Raw genomic sequence first — 18,116 nt, forward strand, 5'->3', positions numbered from 1 at the left:
GGACCCATGGAAAACCCGCACTCGATCTTAAAAAAGGTATTCGGCTACGACAGCTTCCGCCCCGGGCAGGAGGAAATCGTCAGCCGCCTGCTGGCCGGGCAGGATGTGCTGGCCGTGATGCCCACCGGTGCGGGTAAATCCATCTGCTATCAGGTGCCGGCGCTGCTGCTGCCGGGCATTACCATCGTGGTGTCGCCGCTGGTCAGCCTGATGAAGGATCAAGTGGGGGCGCTGGTGCAGGCGGGCGTGGCGGCGGCGTTTCTGAACAACAGCCTCACCGACAACCAGAAGGCCCTGATGCTGCGCCGCGCCCGGGAGGGCTGGTACAAGATCATCTATGTGGCACCGGAGCGGCTGGAAATGCCCGGCTTCCAGCGGTTTGCGCAGGAACGGCCCATCAGCATGGTGACGGTGGACGAGGCCCATTGCATCAGCCAGTGGGGACAGGACTTCCGGCCCAGCTACCTGCGCATCAAAGCCTTTGTGGACAGCCTGCCCAGCCGTCCGGTGGTGGGCGCGTTCACAGCCACGGCTACTGCCCATGTGCGGGATGACATCCGGGAACAGCTGGCCTTGCAGAAGCCCTATGAGGTGACCACCAGCTTTGACCGTCCCAACCTCTATTTTGAGACCCGGCGCGCTCTGCCCAGCCAGAAGCCGAAGGAGCTGCTGGACCTTGTGCTGAAAGAGGGCGACAACGCGGGCATCGTCTACTGCAGCACCACAAAGCAGGTGGATGAGACTGCCCGCCTGCTGCAGAGCCGCGGCATCCGCGCCGCTGCCTACCACGCTAAGCTGGATGCGGATACCCGGCGGAAGAATCAGGACGATTTCCTCTATGACCGGGTGCAGATCATGGTAGCCACCAATGCCTTCGGCATGGGCATCGACAAGCCCAACGTACGGTTCGTGATCCACTATAACATGCCCAAGGATGTGGAAAGCTATTATCAGGAGGCCGGGCGTGCAGGCCGCGATGGACAGCCCGCCCGGTGCACGCTGCTCTATTCCGGCACCGATGTGCGCACCATCCGCTTCTTTATTGAAAAGGAGATGGAGGCAGACAACGGCCTGCCCGCCGATGTAAAGGCCGAAGCTGCCCGCAAGGCCGAGGAACGGCTCAAGTACATGACATTTTATTCCACCACGCAGGACTGTCTGCGTGGCTTTCTGCTGCATTACTTCGGCGAAGCTGCACCAAAGAAATGCGGCAGCTGCTCCTGCTGTCTGGCCGCAGAGCAGGAAGCGCAGCTGCAGGTGGAGTATTCCCGGCGGCGCGCGGCGGATAATGCCCGCCGCCTGACCGAGAAGCCGCGCCGCACAAAGGCGGTGGCAGGCGAGCTGAGCGAGTTTGACGAAAAGCTGCTGAATGCCCTCTATGCGCAGCGCAAGCGGCTGGCCGGAAAGCAGAATATCCCGGCCTTTATGGTGTTCAGCGATGCCACCCTGCGGGAAATGGTGGAGAAGAAGCCGCTGAGCACCGATGAACTGCTGAATATCAGCGGTGTGGGCGAGAAGAAAGCCGCCCGCTACGGCAATGCCTTCCTGCGCATCATCGAGGATGCCGTGGGCAGCAGAGAGTAAAACAAAAAAAGAAAGCGTCCAGTTTTCCACACGTTCCGTTCAGGAAGTGGAAAACCGGACGCTCCCTGCCGTAAAGTCAAGTGATGAATTCGCAAAAGAAAAGACCCTTCTCGTCAAAAAAACGAGAAGGGTCACTATAATCAATGTTATATCGTGCGAATTTTCAATTTTAGATTAGGCGGAAATTTCTCCAACAAAATTGTAGATGATTTTGACTTCCTGAATTTTCTGCCCATCGACCTTCTGAACCTCGCCAATCATGATTTTCTTGATAAGACGGTTCAGTACAACTTCGTCCAGCTCCTTGATGGCGGCATACTTGCGGATTTCCTCGATAAAGGCATGAACATCGCTTTCCTGTTCATCCGACTGGTGCAGAAGAAGATTCAATTCGCTTAAACGCGCCTTGTTGCTGTTCTGCTCCTGTTCCATAGCATCCGTCAGTTTCAGAAAACGCTGTTCCGAGATGATGCCTTTGCTCTTATCCGTGTAAAGATTCAGAAACACATCATCAATTTCCTGATTCCGTTCTTCCAAACGGCGAATCTCTGTCCGAACCGCAGAAGTATCCGTGCGGTATTGGTTCTCCATGCGGCGGCTCAACCGCTGATAAAAAGCATCCGAATCTTTCATGGCCTGTGCAGCCAACTCTTGAATATCATTCAGAACCAGCTCATGCAGGTCACGGGCTTCGATTTTGTGGCTGGAACATACTTTGCAGCCGATTCGGTTATAGGTCTGACAGGTAAAAAATGCTTTGTCGATGGGTTCACGCTTCTTCTTGGTAGTTCGGTTGACATCCTTTCTGCCGACTTTTTCATACCGTGCCTGCATGGATTTCCCACAGGTGGCGCAGTAAATGATGCCGTGGAAGATGTTGTAGTATGGGCAGTCATTGCCCGTCATAATGGTCGGGCGGCGGTCGATCAGTTCTTGTACCTTCGCCCATTCTTCCGGGGTCACAATTGCTTCATGGCAATTTTCGATAATTTCCCATTCCTCACGGGGGATGAACTTGAACGAACCGGAACGGATGCCCGTTTGGTGTGTCCGGCACACAAGGTGTGCGCCCTTGTAAAACGGGTTACGGAGGATGTGGCCGATTCTTGCTGTACCCCATGTGTAGTAGTTGGCATCCAGTGCTGTATTTGCTTTCACACGGGTAATGGGGATTTTCTCTTCCAGCAGCTTCTTGGCAATTCTCATATTGCCCATCCCGTCAAGGGCGTAGTCGTAAATTTTGCGGATAACGGGTGCTGCATCCGGGTCGATGATAAGATGTCCGTTGTCTTTCGGGTCACGCATCAAACCATAGGGCGGAGTGCCGCCGCAGAACTTGCCCTGCCGGGAACGGGTCATAACGCCAGCCAGAACTTTCTTGGAAATATCACGGCTGTACATATCGTTCAAGATGTTCTTGAACGGGGTAATGTCCATTTCCTGCCGGGTCAGACTGTCCACACCGTCCGTGATGGCGATATACCGGACATGGTGCTTAGGAAAGAAAATCTCGATATAACTGCCAGCTTCGATATAGTTGCGGCCAAGACGGGAAAGGTCTTTCGTGATAACACAGTCGATTTTTCCGGCTTCAATGTCGGCAATCATCCGCTGGAACGCCGGACGATTGAAATTACGCCCAGTGTAGCCATCGTCCACATAGTATTCGTAGCGGAACATTCCGTTCTTTTCCGCAAAGTCTTTCAGCATCAACTTCTGGTTGCTGATGCTCATGCTCTCATTCTCGCGCCCATCTTCCAAGGAAAGACGGCAATAGAGGGCTGTGGTTTTCTGGATATTCTGTTTCTTTCTGCTCATAGTTCTTTCTCCTATTCTATGAGCAGGGACACGACACCATTATAATACCATGTCCCTGCGAGCCTTTCAACGGTCAAATTGGGTTTATCCGGCTTTTCTTTCAAGCCATTCCTCGAACTGCGAGTGCGTCTGACGCTCGATAAGCTGTTCAAAGGCTTCTTTCATAGATTGGTTTCCAGAAAACTCACGGGAAACAATAAATTTCTTCTTCGTCTGCTGCTTCGTGGTGTGCGCAGGCGTATTGCTCATAGGCAGACCTCCATATCCTTGTAACCGAACGCCTGTAACCGGGCAGGAAAACTCTCTTTTTCTGCACGCAGGCATCCGATGCACTTTATATTTTTTCTTATTCTTTTAAGGTTACATGGTTACAGAAAGAGGAAAACGCAGCAGCCATGCGGCTTTTGCACTGTAACTGGAACGTAACCGAATCTGTAACCAGACGTGTAACCGTTGTCCATCAGAAGGGGAAGCCCATCTGCTTGGCCTCCGCGTCTGTTATTTCGGAGAAATCTTCAGCCCCGGTTTCGGGGCTGGTTACGCGCTCCCAGCCTTTCTGAACGCCGTACTTCGGGTAACGCTTGGCAGTCTTGTGAGCCTGCCAGCCTTGGATATCGCCGCGCGAAATTCCTGTGTTCATGATCTCGCAGATAGCGCGGGTCTCCCACTCTGCCGGGATGTTGGTGTTGCCCAGTGCCTCCGCATAGAGCTGCTTGGAACACACCCGGTCACCCGTGTAGTCCTCCAGAAAGGCATAGATCATACCCGCCTGCGCGTCCTCCTGCATGAAGTCCTGTTGATGGGCTTGCAACGTTTCCTGCATGGCGGGGCTGAACGCCAACCTGTAGTCGCCGCTGTTGTAAATCGTCATGGCTTCTGCCCAGAGCTGATCGATATAGGCGCGAGATTCCTCCTCGTTGTCCAAAATGTGGGTCTCAGCCAGTTCCGCATCCACCGGGATGGGGATAAAGCGGCGGTTGCCCGTGCGGTCACGGGGCAAAAAATCCTGCCGATTGGTCGTGCCAGCAAAGATGCACTGGCGCAGACGGTCGGCAGGATGGGTCTCGTAGGGGACTTTATAGGTTTCCTTCTGTTTACTGAGAAAACTTTTGATCTCCTCGATACTCTTGGCATTGGCGGTGGCGATCATCTCCGACATTTCGATGATCCAGTGGCCTTGCAGCTTTCGGTACACGTTGTCGTCGTCCAGCCGCCGCAGGTCGTCCGAGAACCATTCATCCTTGACCGCCAACAGCCGAAAAAAGCTGGACTTTCCTGTGCCTTGTCCGCCCACCAGACAGAGCATGGTTTCAAATTTGCATCCCGGCTGGAATACCCGCTTGATGGCCCCCATCAGGAAGATCTTCATGGCTTCGCAAGTGTACTCGTCCTCCGCAGCACCGAGAAAATGGTATAGGACGTGGGAGATCCGTTCTGTGCCGTCCCATTGCAGACCGTTCAGGTAATCCCGGATGGGGTGATAGCGGTTCTCGTTGGCAACAATGCGGATGGCAGATTCGATTTTCTTTTCGCTGGAAATGCTGTATTTCTCCATCCTCCGCAGGATATACTTCATGTCCGTGTCGTTCAGCGTTTTACCGGAACGGGGCCAGCCCACAGGCTTTACAATGTCGATCCCTCCATTTCAACGTCTTGGTGGGGTGGGTGCGCAGCAACTTTGCTGCTGAATCTGCCGCCCGCGGTGCGCCAGATAATACCCAGTAGGATATGACGCACGGCATCATATCACTGGGCAAGGCGTTCCCCCTTGACTCCCTTCAACGGGCCATTTTGGCCCGTTGATTTTGGCAAGCTGGCGGTCAAAGATTTGCGAATCCCTGCCCACCAGCTCGTCCGGCTTTTTCAGTGGGCCATTTTGACCCACTGAATCCGTTACGGGTGAAATCAAGTGCCGGATGGCGGCACCTGATTTTCAACGACCTTGAGGCGTTACAGGTAGAATCAAGTGCTCATTTTGATTACCTGATTTTTACGGAGCGGGGTGGCGTGTTACAGAAAAACCGAAGTTTTCAAAATGATAACTCCGGTGGCTTCGTTACGGCTAAAATCAAGTTACGGAAAGCGGAACTTGATTTCAGAGGACAGCCCAAATTCCCACTGTGGGGATTTGGGAGTGAGCAATTAGGCGTTACGGTATTTTGGTACTTCCCAAAATGGGAAGTGCCACTTTACTAAGTAAAAGCAGCATCAATACTTATCCGGCATTCGCTTTACGCTGGCGGTAGCCTTTCTGCCGACAGCCATTGCTACAATATCTGGCATCTGCCCGGATCGGCAAGAACTGCTCCCCACAGCAAGCGCAGGTATACGTTCCACGTTCGGCACGCTTTTTAAGGCTTTTCCGCAGATTCAGCATCTTGTGGCCGCAGGTCTGAAAGCTGCAATATTTGCGGTTTCGGGTCTGGGTGTAGATGACCTTGCGGCAATATTCACATTGGATTCTGCGCACACTGGGGTCGCCATCAATGAAATATTCCATCAGGGTGTCCTGATTTTCACGTTCCCATTGTTCTGTTGTCATAGGTATCCTCCTTTGGCTGTTACGGATATATGGTGGTTATCAAAAATGGGAACCACCACTTTTACACAATAAAGCGTTACGATTGTCTGGTTGGTGATCAAAATGATCACCAACTAAACCTTCTCTGTTATGGCTGAGTGGTGATTTGCGGTTTTCGTAACCCAGCACTTTTCACCGTGGCTTGACATAATGTTAAGTCGAGGTCATCCGTGACGCATAAGGTTGATCTGGTGAATGACGCTTTGTGTCATTCACCAGATCAACTGGCCATTTTGACCAGTTGATATTGGGGGTGCCGTTCTCCCTGCGTGGATTTCCTGCCCCCTTCCAGCGGCGTTTTCCGGCTCTCCCACTTGGGGGTCATTGCCGGGTATCCCATGCAGACGGTCATGCGGTTTTCAAGGTCCAGTGCCAGATTTGGCAATAAAAAATCGCCACACAACAACCTGAACCTGACCATCCCTTCCGGGATGGCCTTGGTTCGGGTTCGTTATGTAGCGATAAGAAAGTCAAAAACTTGCTCCGGCTCCTTCAGGAGCCGAGCTGGAACTCTAGGTAAATATGTTATATTAAATTGTTGGGATAGATTACCACAAAAATCGAGCCGTGTCAACAAAAAGTTTTGAAAATACGCTACTTTCGGCAGAGTGCAAGAAAACACGCGGGAAACTTTGGCAAAAAGAGAGAGGGCTGGACGATGCCAGCCCTCTTGACATGATTCGAGAAAAACTCAAAAAGACTTCCGCAATTTTGAGTTATAATATTCGACATTTTTGCTGGTTCATGGTACACTACATCCAATCCACACGAATCAGTTGGAGGTGGTTGGGTTGCTTTCCCTGTACTTAGCTGTTCTTGACGATCAAAGCAAAGAAGAGCAATTTATAGATGTATATAATACCTACAAACGGCTGGTCTACCATACCGCTTACAAAATTATGGGCGATTCGTATCTGGCAGAAGATGTACTGCAAGAGGTGTTTTTGTACGTTGCCAAAAATTTTTCTAAAATTCATCGAGAAAACTGTCACGAACTCGCTGCTTATCTCGTTAGTTGTAGTAGAAGCCGTGCTTACGATATGCTTCGCAAGCAGCGGGAAGAACTGCTGGAAGAAATCCCGGACGCACCAGATGGAGCCCCGGTGCCGGATGATGCAGCAGTCAGTACTGATAACATCCAACATCTGACAGAACTGATTAGACAGATGAAACCGATGTACCGTAATCCTCTTCGCCTTTTGGCAATGGGCTACACCAACCGGGAGATTGCCGAATCGCTTGGACTGACGGATGAAGTGGTTCGGATGCGGCTTTTCCGTGGAAGAAAACTATTGTGGAAGGAGCTGAACAGCCGTGAGTGAGCGGACAGAGATCTCTTTTGATGCAGCTTTGATGATGGCACTCCGTGCAGATGCACAGAAAGAACTGGACGAGCTGCCAACTTCGGCACAGCTTAAAGAACGCTACCCGGATAGCTCCCGATGGGACGAACGAATGGCAGCAGCCTTACAACAGAAGAAAAAGCATCGTCCAGTGCTGAAACAACTGCTGGTTACAGCATTGACGCTGGTGTTGCTAGCCATTGGCGCGCTTGCGGTCAGCGCAGATTTCCGTAAAGCAGTCTATACGATGATTCAAAAATTTCTGCCCATTGAGATGCAGTTGACGTATCAAGTGGATGGCGAGCCGCTGGAGCGATTGCCAGATGGATACAGCGATCATTATGTGCCGGACGGATTTGAACGAGATCGTGAGCAGGAATTTGAAAGCGCAGAAAACTTTTTGCACGTTTACTCGTCAAAAGAAAGCGGCAAAGGATATACTGTTCGCTGCTCCATTATACAGCCGGGGCAACAGTCCTCGTTTGACAATGAGCATACAACTTATGAGAATGTAAAAGTTGGAGATGCAGACGCAACTTTGGGAACGAGCGTAGGAGAAAACGGAGACACTGTTTATATTTTAAGCTGGGAGCAAGGAGGCGTTTCAAATACGATTATGGGAAACATCTCACGAGATGAGATCGTGAAAATCGCTGAAAACGTATTTTAATATGAAACTCCATGTTATTTGTTGGAACTCATAAATAGCATGGAGTTTTTTTGTATAAGTATACAAATACAACAAAAACTAGAAAATTTTTCAAAAAAGCTGTCACAAACACAAGGCGAATTACGTTGACTAAGCAAAAGCTCCTATTGGGAGCAAAAAATTGGAGGTACATTATCTATTTACAATCTTGGAAAACCTCTTTCCGATGATATAGATACGTTGAGTACATCTCTATATGAATCGATAATGTCAGAGAGCGTTGAAGGATAGGACTTTTTTTACATAGTTTGAATTTATTATCTTGACAACTTGAATCGCTAATGACTAACAGTCCTCTATTTGCAACAATTGCAAGTAGAGGACTGTTGTTTTGGTTTGGATATTTTAATTAAAGATCAATCTTTTAATCTGCCATGGTCACAGCCAAGTGATAGGTAATGCTCGATTTCACCACCCAGCACAAGCTGGGCGTACTCCAAGGGCTTGTTGTATAGTAAAATCAGCGGTAATACCGGTTTCTCTTTCATGAAAGTGTCGTTCATCATTTTTCCTCCCTGGAACACGTTATGAGATATTTTTGCGGCGATGCCATGCCATCATCACGAGAGCAACGAGCAAAGTGGCAGTTTCGGCAACCGGAAATGCAAGCCAGATTCCGTTCAGATGGAACAATTTGTCCAGACACCATAAGGCGGGAACAAGGAAAAGCATCTGCCTGCATAATTGGATTGCCATGCTGGAACCTACTTTTTCCGTAGCCTGAAAATAGGTGGAAACCATAGTAGAGAGACCGCAAAACAGATAGCTTGCCGCCATGATCCGCATGGCGGAGATGCCAAAGGAACGCATAGCTTCCGACGCCGTAAACAATCCTAGGATCTGCGTCGGAAAGAGGAGGACAGCCAACGTCCCCAGTATCATCATGCCGGTGACCAAAACAGTTCCATATCGGAAAGCGGAATGCAGCCGTTCGCTGTTGCCTGCGCCGTAGTTAAACCGCATAATAGGCAAACAGCCCTGAATCAAGCCGTTTACTGTCATAACGATCAGCTGCTGCACCTTAAAATACGCACCGAAGAAAGCAATCGCCGTATCGGAATACGCCACCAGGAACAGATTGACGAACGTCACCATAAACGAACTGAGGGCGTTCATAATAAAAGATGGCAGGCCAAAGGCAAAAATACGGCGGATCATCTGCTTTTGCAAATGAAAGCCTTTGATTTTTACCTGCACTTTCTGCTTTTTGCCCAGCAGCAAAGCAAATGCCAAAATCATGGATACTGAATAGCCCGCAACAGTAGCCACCGCAGCGCCGCGGATTCCCATAGGTGGGAAAACACCAATGCCAAAAATTAGGAGTGGGTCAAATACAAAATTAACGACCACTCCTGCAATCTGGAACCACATGGGAGCGACCATGTTCCCGGTGGCCTGTATCATCTTCTGGATGGCGATATGCACCATATTGGGAATTTGCATGAAGGAGCACACACTCATATAGGCGATGCTCAGCTGATAAATTTCTTCATTATTGGTGAATGCCCGAAAATAGGGTTTCATAATCAGTAATGCCAGAAGATTGAGCAAAGCACCAATTCCAAAGGCCAGTAACAATCCATGTGTGACGGTTGTATTTGCATCATCCTGCTTTTTCTGTCCAAGATATCCTGCTATCAGCACATTCACGCCGACACCGATCCAGATAGACGCCGCATTCATCAATGTTGTAATCGGGAATGCCAGAGAAACAGCGATCAGTGCATTCTCACTCAACCGTGCCACAAACGCGCTGTCTATCAGGTTATAGGAATATTGCAGGAACATGGAAATCAGCGGCGGTATCGACATTTGCCAGATGAGCTTTCCAACGGGCGCGACCGCCATTTTGTTATTGGTCTGCATGCTTTCCCTCTTCTCCACAAATTGTCCGAACAATATAGTTTTGTTTGCGTGCTGCGGGCTGACCGACTTCCTGGGCCGGATAAGTCCCTGCTTCCAGTACAGCGTCCAAAGCCTTGGAAGGGACCGATTCCGATTTATAAGCCCGTACACTACGGCACGTCTTGATAAGAGACAAAAAATTTTTTCCCATACAGATATAGTCCTCCATTCTGCTAATACTTCTGAGATACAGGCAACAAAAAAGCCACACAACTATCACAAGATAGCTGTGTGGCAAAAAGATGACCGAATCCGGAAAAGTCCACTAAAGTTTTGCGTTTATTATTATAGCGAACTTGAAGGAGTCTGTCAAGCATCAATCATTACGGAATTGTGGCGGCTGTCTGTTGTTTTTTGTGTTACTTTATGGCACATGAGAAATTCTGTCTGGTTTTGTACTCGTAGTGAGTGGGCATGTTCTCCCATGGGGAGGCCACCCATCAGTCCAATTCATTCAGTACGATATTGGATAGGATATTCAAGGCTCGGAATGCTTCTCGATATGGTAAAATATCCGGATCTTCCTTGACTTTTCTTCCCTCAAAACGCTGCATTGCAGCTTGGATACTTTCATCTAAAAATTGTTCAATCTCTGGGTATGCGTTATTATTATCAATGCCTTTTGCCATAACAACACCAAAACAGGCACTCGGCAGTTCTTCAAAAATTTCTTTTTTAACAACAAATCTCATTTTATGCCCTTCTTATCTGCACTTGACCGGAATACATATTTCAGTCACAAATTTTTCACTGTCATTAGTAATGCCATAGTCTATGAGCGTGATTTCTCGCGAAAAGCCAACAATCTGTATCTGTTCTTTTGTGATGTAGTCAAGGAGCTTTTCATAGTGCGCTGGAGCTTCTATATGACTGCCTCGAAAACGCAGCCGTACACAAAGTGTTTTGGGAAGAGTAATGGTTTCACCTGTATAAATGTCCTCTTGATCCAGTATTAGAAAAATGCTGTCATAACGATTTACTATTGATTGCTGCAAATGTTCCGCGGAAATGCCAAGTCCGACCTTTCCAAGAAATACAACGGCTTCGGCATCAGATTGATCCAGCTTTCTAATCGGCACTTCCATATCAAGAGAGCCATCTACTTTCAGTGGAGCATCTACCCAAACAATGCGACAGGACGGAAGCTCTATTAAGGAAACGGTATCCAAAGGCACACTTTGTGCGTCTCGCAGCCAATTTAAGCGGTGGTTAATCTTTTGTTCTATACGTTGTAATTCTTGTTGCTTTTTCAGGACTGCATGCTTTTGCTGTAACAACTTTTCCTCAATACGGCTGATATCCTTATTTTTGAGAAAGTCCTCAATCTCGGCCAAAGGCATATCCAATGCCCGCAAATACCTGATTGTGTTGAGTACTTCAAATTGTTCGGTGCCATAGTAACGATAGCCAGAATCTGAGGAAATGTATTCTGGTGTAAGCAAACCGATATGTTCATAGTGCCGCAAACTACTAACACTGATATGAAACAATTTTGACACTTCACCTATTGGGAAAAGATTTTTCCGATCCATATCTTACTCCTCCACCAGAACAAGCGTTGATTTGCGCCGTATGACTCCAAAGGCGATTAGGCAGATCACGACCGATAGCAGTGAGCCTGCCGCGGTAGCCAGTCCCATCGGGAGAAGCGTTGCCGGGAATAATTTTGAGGTCACATAAACGCCAGGCACACGCATCAATACAATGGCGAGAATATTGTGTAAAAACGACAGGCCGGATTTCCTGCATGCGCAAAAAAAGCCGCTAAAACTAAAATGAATGCCAGCAAAAATACAGTCAAAAATGTAACCACGCAGATACTGGCCGCCGAAACGGACCACCGCCGCTCCGTCCGCAGTGCTGGGATCAGTGAACAGCGAAACGATGCCTTCCGCTGTAAACTGGATCGCGATAGAAGCAAGCACGCCAAAGCCTGCGGCGAGCATCACCGCATAGCGCAGCGTTTGAATGGCCCGCTCCGGTTTGCCCGCACCGATATTTTGCGCTCCCAAGGCAGAAACGGTAGACAGCATAGAGGAGGGGACCAAAAAGAGAAAACTGATCACTTTCTCCACAATCCCGACTGCCGCTGCGTCATTCAGTCCACGCTGATTGGCAATAATCGTGATAATAATAAAAGCAACTTGAATCAGGCCGTCCTGAAACGCAATCGGGATGCCGATCCCCAAAATTTTCCCCATGACCGCACGGCAAGGCTTGAAGTCGCTTTTTTTCAGAACGATGCTCCTGCGTTTCAAAATAACGGTCAGGGAAACAACTACACTGATTGCCTGAGAGAGAGTTGTACCAAGGGCTGCGCCCGCAGGCCCAAGGTGCAGCACACCCATAAAAAGATAGTCTAAAGCGATGTTGGCAGCACAGGCTGTGGCAATAAAGCACATCGGGCTTTTGCTGTCGCCCAACCCTCGAAAAATAGAACTGATAATGTTGTAGGATGTAATAAACGGAATCCCGATAAAGCAGATGGTCAAATAGGTGACCGTACCACTCACCGCATCCGTTGGCGTAGATATGGCAACGACAATGGGATGAACAAGGGATAACAGGATGGCCGTAAGTGCAATGGAAACCACCAGAAACAATATTACCGTATTCCCGATGTTATGCGCTGCCTGTTTTCGATCTCCTGCCCCCACCGCCTGGCCGACGCTGACGGTTGTTCCCATCGATAACCCTACAATCATAACCGTAAGCATGTGCATCACTTGTGAGCCGATAGAAACAGCGGTAGTACTGGCTACACCCTCGAACTGTCCGATGATTAATAGGTCAGCCATGCCATAGAGCGTTTGAAGAAAATACGAGAGCAGATACGGCAATGAGAATAATACAACATTTTTGAACACACTGCCGGTAGTAAGGTTTTTTTCCATATTGCCTAATCCTTCTTTTTTGTTAAACTACCAATATTATAATATCTACAACAGATGTAGAGTCAAGCGCTTTTTCTCATTTTGTAGTACCGTTCAAATGACTTTTTGTAAGTTTATTTTTTTCACGCAAATTCTTGAGAATATCTCGTGTTTCCATGTCTGTCCCTCCTAAGGAATATGTTATTATTTATTATAAAACTGCAAACCTTATTTTAACAAGCAACTCGCTGTTGCTATGGAATAGTGGATGCTGTCAATCAAATTCTTGCGTGTTTCTTTATGGCACATGAGCATTTGCGGAGGGGTTATCGCCGCCGTAACCCTCCATCAGGTTGACGGCACCCCACACGCCCAGACCGGCACCCAATGCCACAACCAGAGTCTTCAGAACGTCCACTGCGCTGTTAAAGAATTCCATAGAAAAATCTCCTTTATTTTGAAAAAGTGACCCTGCACACACCTGAAATCCGTTTGCAAAAAGCCGAAAACCACGGCGAAGGCTGATTTTCCGGTGTACCTGTTGGGTCAATGGGTAAAAAATAACCGCTCGTCTTATCAGGCGGGCGGGAGTGAATCGGCATCTATTTGATAATGAGCATACAGTGTACGAAACCGTAAAGGTCGGAGAAGCAGATGGCGTACTTGGAACTAGTACGGATGAACATGGAAAGAATGTTTATACTCTAAGTTGGGAATATCAGGGGATTACACATACCGTTATGGGAAACATTCCATACGATGAGATTATGAAAATTGCGGAAGGTATCCGTTAAGAAAGCCGGACATTTGTGAGAGTACACAAATGTCCGGCTTTCTTTTTGTCTGAACTTACAAAGATGGAAAATTTGAAAAAATTTCTCCTGAAAATTGAAACGAAGCGAATGCGAATTGCGTTGATTATACAAAGGCTCTTGTTAGGAGCAAAAAAACGGAGGTGTATAAATGAGGCCGTCAATGAAAGTAAGGATTGTTCGTTATGGTTTTATAGGTGTCGTTGCAGTGCTTATAATTCTATGTGGAATGAAATTTAGCAATATGTACAAAGATTACCAAAAGCTTCAATTCAACCAAGAACAGATCGATACACAAGTATCTGTTTTGATGTCCATGCTTTTTTCAGACTTGTACTATTCCGACCCCATTGATTTGGGCGAGACCAAAGAGCATGCAGATGAACTTAGCGTTTTGCTTCAAGTAACATCCTATGATGAAATTCCTCATTTTAACGATATTGCCAACAAATTGATTGAAATATCGAAGAATGTTGAGTCACGTCCGGCATTTAGTGAACAGACCATTGAACTGTTTCAAAGTTTTATTTACAATCTTGGAAAACCTCTTTCCGATGATATAGATACGTTGAGTACATCTCTATATGAATCGATAATGTCAGAGAGCGTTGAAGGATAGGACTTTTTTTACATAGTTTGAATTTATTATCTTGACAACTTGAATCGCTAATGACTAACAGTCCTCTATTTGCAACAATTGCAAGTAGAGGACTGTTGTTTTGGTTTGGATATTTTAATTAAAGATCAATCTTTTAATCTGCCATGGTCACAGCCAAGTGATAGGTAATGCTCGATTTCACCACCCAGCACAAGCTGGGCGTACTCCAAGGGCTTGTTGTATAGTAGCCAGTCCAGTTCTGCCCGCTGTGCCGGAGTGTTGCCGTACTCGTCCTCAATGGCGATACAATCAATGGAAAGGGTAGTGCCATCTGCGAACCGGGCTTCCACCCGGTTGGTGTCCATATTGTAGCGGCAGGAAAGCAGTTTGTTCATGCGAAAACCTCCTGTATGTATTCGTTGTTCAAATCCAGTTGGTCGTGTCCCTGCTCGTGTGAATTTAGGGCAACTGAATTCATCACGAGTAATTATGGCACATCTTTTCTGTTATGTTTATTTTTCCATAGTATGGGTGGCGAACACCTTTTCGTCCTCCCACCACACGGGCTCCCCGGCGGCAAGGGTCTTTTTCACATCCAGCAGACGCTGGTTGCTGCTGCCGCGGAACCGCAGGGAGATATCGTGCTTTGCCTGCACGAACTCGCCGTCCACCAGCACATCCAGCAGGCTCAGCAGCTCGTCGGTGGCTTCACACCGGGCAAGGCTTGGCTCTTTGCCGGTCAGCTGTTCCCAGGTGTAGCCGGAATAGCACCATACCGTTTTGTTCGGGTACAAGGCCTTGAAGTTGCGCACGAAGGGCAGCAGCTCCCGCTGATTTTCCGGCTCCATGGGTTCGCCGCCCAGCAGCGATAGGCCCGCGATATAGTCCGGCTGGCAGGAAGCAAACACTTCGTTGCGGGTGGCTTTATCGAAGGGCTGGCCGTAGTCAAAGTTCCACGCCACGGCGTTGAAGCACCCCGGGCAGTGGTGGCGGCAGCCGGACACGAACACGCTGGTGCGCACCCCCGGGCCGTTGGCAATGTCATAGTATTTGATGGTTGCATAGTTCATAGCTTCATTTCAAGCTGGCTCGCCCTCTCCGTCACCTGCGGTGCCACCTCTCCCAAAGGGAGAGGCCTTGGCAAATCGGCAAAGTTTGCCGTACTGCCAAAGGCTCCCACTTTGGGGGAGCTGGCAAAACCGCAAGGTTTTGACTGAGAGGGCGAGGGCGCTTTCCTTTATGCAAAAATTACAGATGCAGCACGCGGTCCTTGATCTCCTGCGTGCGGCCCTGATTCCAGAATTGGGTGCCGATATAGCCACAGGTGCGGCGGGCAACGTTCAGCTTGTTCTGGTCGCGGTTGCCGCACTTGGGGCACTCCCACACCAGCTTGCCGTCATCCTCCACGATCTTGATCTCGCCGTCATAGCCGCACACCTGACAGTAATCGGATTTGGTGTTCAACTCCGCATACATGATGTTGTCGTAGATGAACTGCAGCACGCTCATGACGGCTTCCAGATTGTCCTGCATGTTGGGCACTTCCACATAGCTGATGGCACCGCCCGGGGACAGGCGCTGGAAGTCGGATTCAAACTTCAGCTTGGTGAAGGCATCGATCTGCTCCGACACATGCACATGGTAGCTGTTGGTGATATAGTTCTTGTCGGTAATACCGGGCACGATGCCAAACCGCTTCTGCAGGCACTTGGCGAACTTGTAGGTGGTGGATTCCAGCGGGGTGCCATAGAGGGAGTAGTCGATGTTCTCGGCCTTTTTCCATGCGTTGCACTTGTCGTTCATGTGCTGCATCACGCTCAGAGCAAAGGGCTTTGCACCGGCATCGGTGTGGCTCTTGCCGGTCATATACTTCACGCACTCATACAGACCGGCATAGCCCAGACTGATGGTGGAGTAGCCGCCGAACAGCAGCTTGTCGATCTTTTCGCCCTTCTTCAGGCGAGCCAGTGCACCATACTGCCACAGAATGGGAGCGGCATCGCTGGGAGTGCCCAGCAGTCGCTTGTGCCGTGCCTGCAGTGCGCGGTGGCACAGGGCCAGACGCTCGTCGAAGATCTTCCAGAACTTCTCAAAGTTGCCCTTGGAGGAGAGTGCCACATCCACCAGATTGATGGTGACAACGCCCTGATTGAACCGGCCGTAGTACTTGGGCTTGCCGGTCTCGGGGTCCACATAGGGGGTCAGGAAGCTGCGGCAGCCCATGCAGGTGTAGCAGTGGCCTTCGCCGTTTTTGTCCACCTTGAGCTCCAGCATCTTCTTTTCGGAGATATAGTCGGGCACCATGCGCTTTGCAGTGCACTTTGCGGCCAGCTCGGTCAGATAATAGTAGGGAGTGCCGGGGCGGATGTTGTCCTCTTCCAGCACATAGATCAGCTTGGGGAAGGCGGGGGTAATCCACACACCGGCCTCGTTCTTCACGCCCTGATAGCGCTGGCGGATGGTCTCCTCAATGATGATGGCAAGGTCTGCCTTCTCCTGCGGATTGCGCGCCTCACCCAGATACATGAACACGGTGATAAAGGGGGCCTGACCATTGGTGGTCATCAGCGTGACCACCTGATACTGGATGGTCTGCACACCGCGGTTGATCTCGCTGCGCAGGCGGCGCTCTACGATCTCCTTCTTGCGCTCAGCAGAAACGTCCAGACCGGCCATTTCCACTTCTACCTCAGCGGCGATCTTCTTGCGGGAGACATCCACAAAGGGGGCGAGGTGGGTCAGGCTGATGCTCTGGCCGCCGTACTGGTTGGATGCCACCTGTGCAATGATCTGGGTGGCGATGTTGCAGGCGGTGGAGAAGCTGTGAGGCTTTTCAATATAGGTGCCGGAAATGACGGTGCCGTTCTGCAGCATGTCCTCCAGATTCACCAGATCGCAGTTGTGCATGTGCTGGGCAAAGTAGTCGGAATCGTGGAAGTGGATCAGGCCCTCCTGATGGGCCTTGACGATCTCCGGGTCCAGCAGCAGACGGGCGGTCAGATCTTTGGAGATCTCACCGGCCATATAGTCGCGCTGTACGCTGTTCACGGTGGGGTTCTTGTTGGCGTTCTCCTGCTTGACCTCTTCGTTCTGGCACTCGATCAGGCTCAGGATGCGCTCATCGGTGGTGTTGGTCTGGCGCTTCAGGCTCTGCACATAGCGGTAGGTGATGTAGTGCCGGGCCACATCATGTGCCTTGATGTCCATGAGCTGGTTTTCCACCATATCCTGCACTTCTTCCACGCTGACGGCGCGGTTCAGCGCCTGACACTGGTCGGTAACAGCAGCGGCGATCTGGGTGATCTGGTCCTTGGTCAGACGGCTCTGGCCGCTCACAGAATCGCTGGCCTTGGTAACAGCGGTGATGATCTTGGTGATATCAAAGGGGACCTCTGCACCGTTGCGTTTGATGATCTTCATCGGCTCTCCTCCTTAACAAATAAAGCACAGTGTGAACGGGTATCTCTTACAATAAGAGATACCCGTTTTGCGCACACGATATCCAACAAACTGAATGTAGCTCTATTCTATCACTATCTAGTGGCAAGTCAAGGAAAATACCACTACATTTTGCGTTTTGGAGTTTTAGCCAAAATTCATGGATAATTTTCAGGATAAAATCTGAGCCAAGACCTCTTGACAACGCACCCCCGTTTCCGAGGTGTAATATCGCAAAATATTATACGGCGAAAGCTTATAATACATTATATAAGCAAAGAGAAGAGGCATTCGTGCCAAGCTGCACCAAAGTAGCTGCGGCGCATAGACCTCACGGTCAGATGCCGTTTCCGGTCGTGCGCAAAAAAGAATGGAAAAAATCTGTCAAAAAGTGTTGACAAGGAGGCAGGGGTGTGGTATTATACTTGAGCGCCAAGCGCTGAGGCAAAAGAATG

17 protein-coding genes and 2 pseudogenes are annotated in these 18,116 nt (G+C 49.4%); 5 read left to right on the plus strand and 14 right to left on the minus strand.

Features of this window, described 5'->3' with window-relative positions; all coding sequences use genetic code 11:
- Positions 1-6 precede the first annotated feature (6 nt).
- Complete coding sequence (locus DWV57_RS09935) at positions 7-1,584, plus strand: RecQ family ATP-dependent DNA helicase (protein WP_120020682.1); 1,578 nt, start codon at positions 7-9, stop codon at positions 1,582-1,584.
- 174 nt (positions 1,585-1,758) lie between these two features.
- Here the strand turns inward: DWV57_RS09935 and DWV57_RS09940 are convergent, their stop codons facing one another.
- The 5 genes from DWV57_RS09940 to DWV57_RS14550 all read right to left on the minus strand — a co-directional run bounded on the left by DWV57_RS09940 (position 1,759) and on the right by DWV57_RS14550 (position 6,368).
- Entirely contained in the window at positions 1,759-3,402 is a 1,644-nt protein-coding gene (locus DWV57_RS09940) for a recombinase family protein (protein WP_118528370.1), read from the minus strand.
- An 84-nt stretch (positions 3,403-3,486) separates the two neighbouring features.
- Positions 3,487-3,651 (minus strand): hypothetical protein, encoded by a 165-nt coding sequence (locus tag DWV57_RS14545; protein ID WP_165852955.1) that lies wholly within the window; start codon positions 3,649-3,651, stop codon positions 3,487-3,489.
- A gap of 211 nt (positions 3,652-3,862) precedes the next feature.
- Positions 3,863-4,978: a virulence-associated E family protein gene (locus DWV57_RS09945; RefSeq protein WP_243112341.1), complete on the minus strand. Its 1,116-nt coding sequence runs from the start codon at positions 4,976-4,978 to the stop codon at positions 3,863-3,865.
- 639 nt (positions 4,979-5,617) lie between these two features.
- The gene (locus tag DWV57_RS09950) at positions 5,618-5,944 is read right to left on the minus strand and encodes a hypothetical protein (RefSeq protein ID WP_118528368.1); all 327 of its coding nucleotides are present in this window, start codon (positions 5,942-5,944) and stop codon (positions 5,618-5,620) included.
- A gap of 259 nt (positions 5,945-6,203) precedes the next feature.
- Positions 6,204-6,368 (minus strand): hypothetical protein, encoded by a 165-nt coding sequence (locus DWV57_RS14550; protein WP_158576366.1) that lies wholly within the window; start codon positions 6,366-6,368, stop codon positions 6,204-6,206.
- 397 nt (positions 6,369-6,765) lie between these two features.
- Between DWV57_RS14550 and DWV57_RS09955 the strand changes: the two genes are divergently transcribed.
- Positions 6,766-7,305: a sigma-70 family RNA polymerase sigma factor gene (locus DWV57_RS09955; RefSeq protein ID WP_243112342.1), complete on the plus strand. Its 540-nt coding sequence runs from the start codon at positions 6,766-6,768 to the stop codon at positions 7,303-7,305.
- Positions 7,298-7,996, plus strand: a complete 699-nt coding sequence (locus tag DWV57_RS09960) for a DUF4367 domain-containing protein (RefSeq protein ID WP_120020685.1) — start codon at positions 7,298-7,300, stop codon at positions 7,994-7,996. Before DWV57_RS09955 ends, DWV57_RS09960 begins: the two co-directional genes overlap by 8 nt.
- A gap of 395 nt (positions 7,997-8,391) precedes the next feature.
- Here the strand turns inward: DWV57_RS09960 and DWV57_RS14555 are convergent.
- The 6 genes and pseudogenes from DWV57_RS14555 to DWV57_RS09985 all read right to left on the minus strand — a co-directional run.
- Positions 8,392-8,493, minus strand: a pseudogene (locus DWV57_RS14555) (DUF6061 family protein); the annotation flags it as partial.
- Between the two features lie 67 nt (positions 8,494-8,560).
- The gene (locus DWV57_RS09965) at positions 8,561-9,901 is read right to left on the minus strand and encodes an MATE family efflux transporter (protein WP_120020686.1); all 1,341 of its coding nucleotides are present in this window, start codon (positions 9,899-9,901) and stop codon (positions 8,561-8,563) included.
- Positions 9,902-10,380: 479 nt separating this feature from the next.
- Positions 10,381-10,632, minus strand: coding sequence for a hypothetical protein (locus tag DWV57_RS14560; RefSeq protein WP_165852921.1), 252 nt, complete (start codon positions 10,630-10,632; stop codon positions 10,381-10,383).
- Positions 10,633-10,644: 12 nt separating this feature from the next.
- Positions 10,645-11,472, minus strand: a complete 828-nt coding sequence (locus DWV57_RS09975; protein WP_118528358.1) for a MerR family transcriptional regulator — start codon at positions 11,470-11,472, stop codon at positions 10,645-10,647.
- A gap of 3 nt (positions 11,473-11,475) precedes the next feature.
- Positions 11,476-12,834 carry an MATE family efflux transporter gene (locus tag DWV57_RS09980; RefSeq protein WP_118528356.1) on the minus strand — a complete coding sequence of 453 codons (1,359 nt, stop codon included), beginning with the start codon at positions 12,832-12,834 and terminating at the stop codon, positions 11,476-11,478.
- 289 nt (positions 12,835-13,123) lie between these two features.
- Positions 13,124-13,252: pseudogene (locus tag DWV57_RS09985) on the minus strand (Maff2 family protein); the annotation flags it as partial.
- Positions 13,253-13,403: 151 nt separating this feature from the next.
- Here DWV57_RS09985 and DWV57_RS09990 point away from each other — a divergent pair.
- Both DWV57_RS09990 and DWV57_RS10000 read left to right on the plus strand, forming a co-directional pair.
- On the plus strand, positions 13,404-13,607 hold the full coding sequence (locus tag DWV57_RS09990) for a DUF4367 domain-containing protein (RefSeq protein WP_256372188.1): 204 nt from the start codon (positions 13,404-13,406) through the stop codon (positions 13,605-13,607).
- 181 nt (positions 13,608-13,788) lie between these two features.
- Positions 13,789-14,244 (plus strand): hypothetical protein, encoded by a 456-nt coding sequence (locus DWV57_RS10000; protein ID WP_120020687.1) that lies wholly within the window; start codon positions 13,789-13,791, stop codon positions 14,242-14,244.
- A 125-nt stretch (positions 14,245-14,369) separates the two neighbouring features.
- On the opposite strand, the gene DWV57_RS10005 is transcribed toward DWV57_RS10000, so the two are convergent.
- From DWV57_RS10005 to nrdD, 3 genes are all read right to left on the minus strand, one after another.
- The gene (locus DWV57_RS10005) at positions 14,370-14,618 is read right to left on the minus strand and encodes a DUF6061 family protein (protein WP_118528348.1); all 249 of its coding nucleotides are present in this window, start codon (positions 14,616-14,618) and stop codon (positions 14,370-14,372) included.
- Between the two features lie 117 nt (positions 14,619-14,735).
- The gene (gene nrdG, locus DWV57_RS10010; protein ID WP_120020688.1) at positions 14,736-15,293 is read right to left on the minus strand and encodes an anaerobic ribonucleoside-triphosphate reductase activating protein; all 558 of its coding nucleotides are present in this window, start codon (positions 15,291-15,293) and stop codon (positions 14,736-14,738) included.
- Positions 15,294-15,471: 178 nt separating this feature from the next.
- A complete protein-coding gene (gene nrdD, locus DWV57_RS10015; protein WP_118528344.1) occupies positions 15,472-17,643 on the minus strand; it encodes an anaerobic ribonucleoside-triphosphate reductase in 2,172 nt (723 codons plus the stop codon).
- Between the last annotated feature and the right edge of the window lie 473 nt (positions 17,644-18,116).

It is taken from the genome of Faecalibacterium sp. AF10-46, assembly GCF_003604105.1.
Lineage (GTDB): Bacteria > Bacillota > Clostridia > Oscillospirales > Ruminococcaceae > Faecalibacterium > Faecalibacterium taiwanense.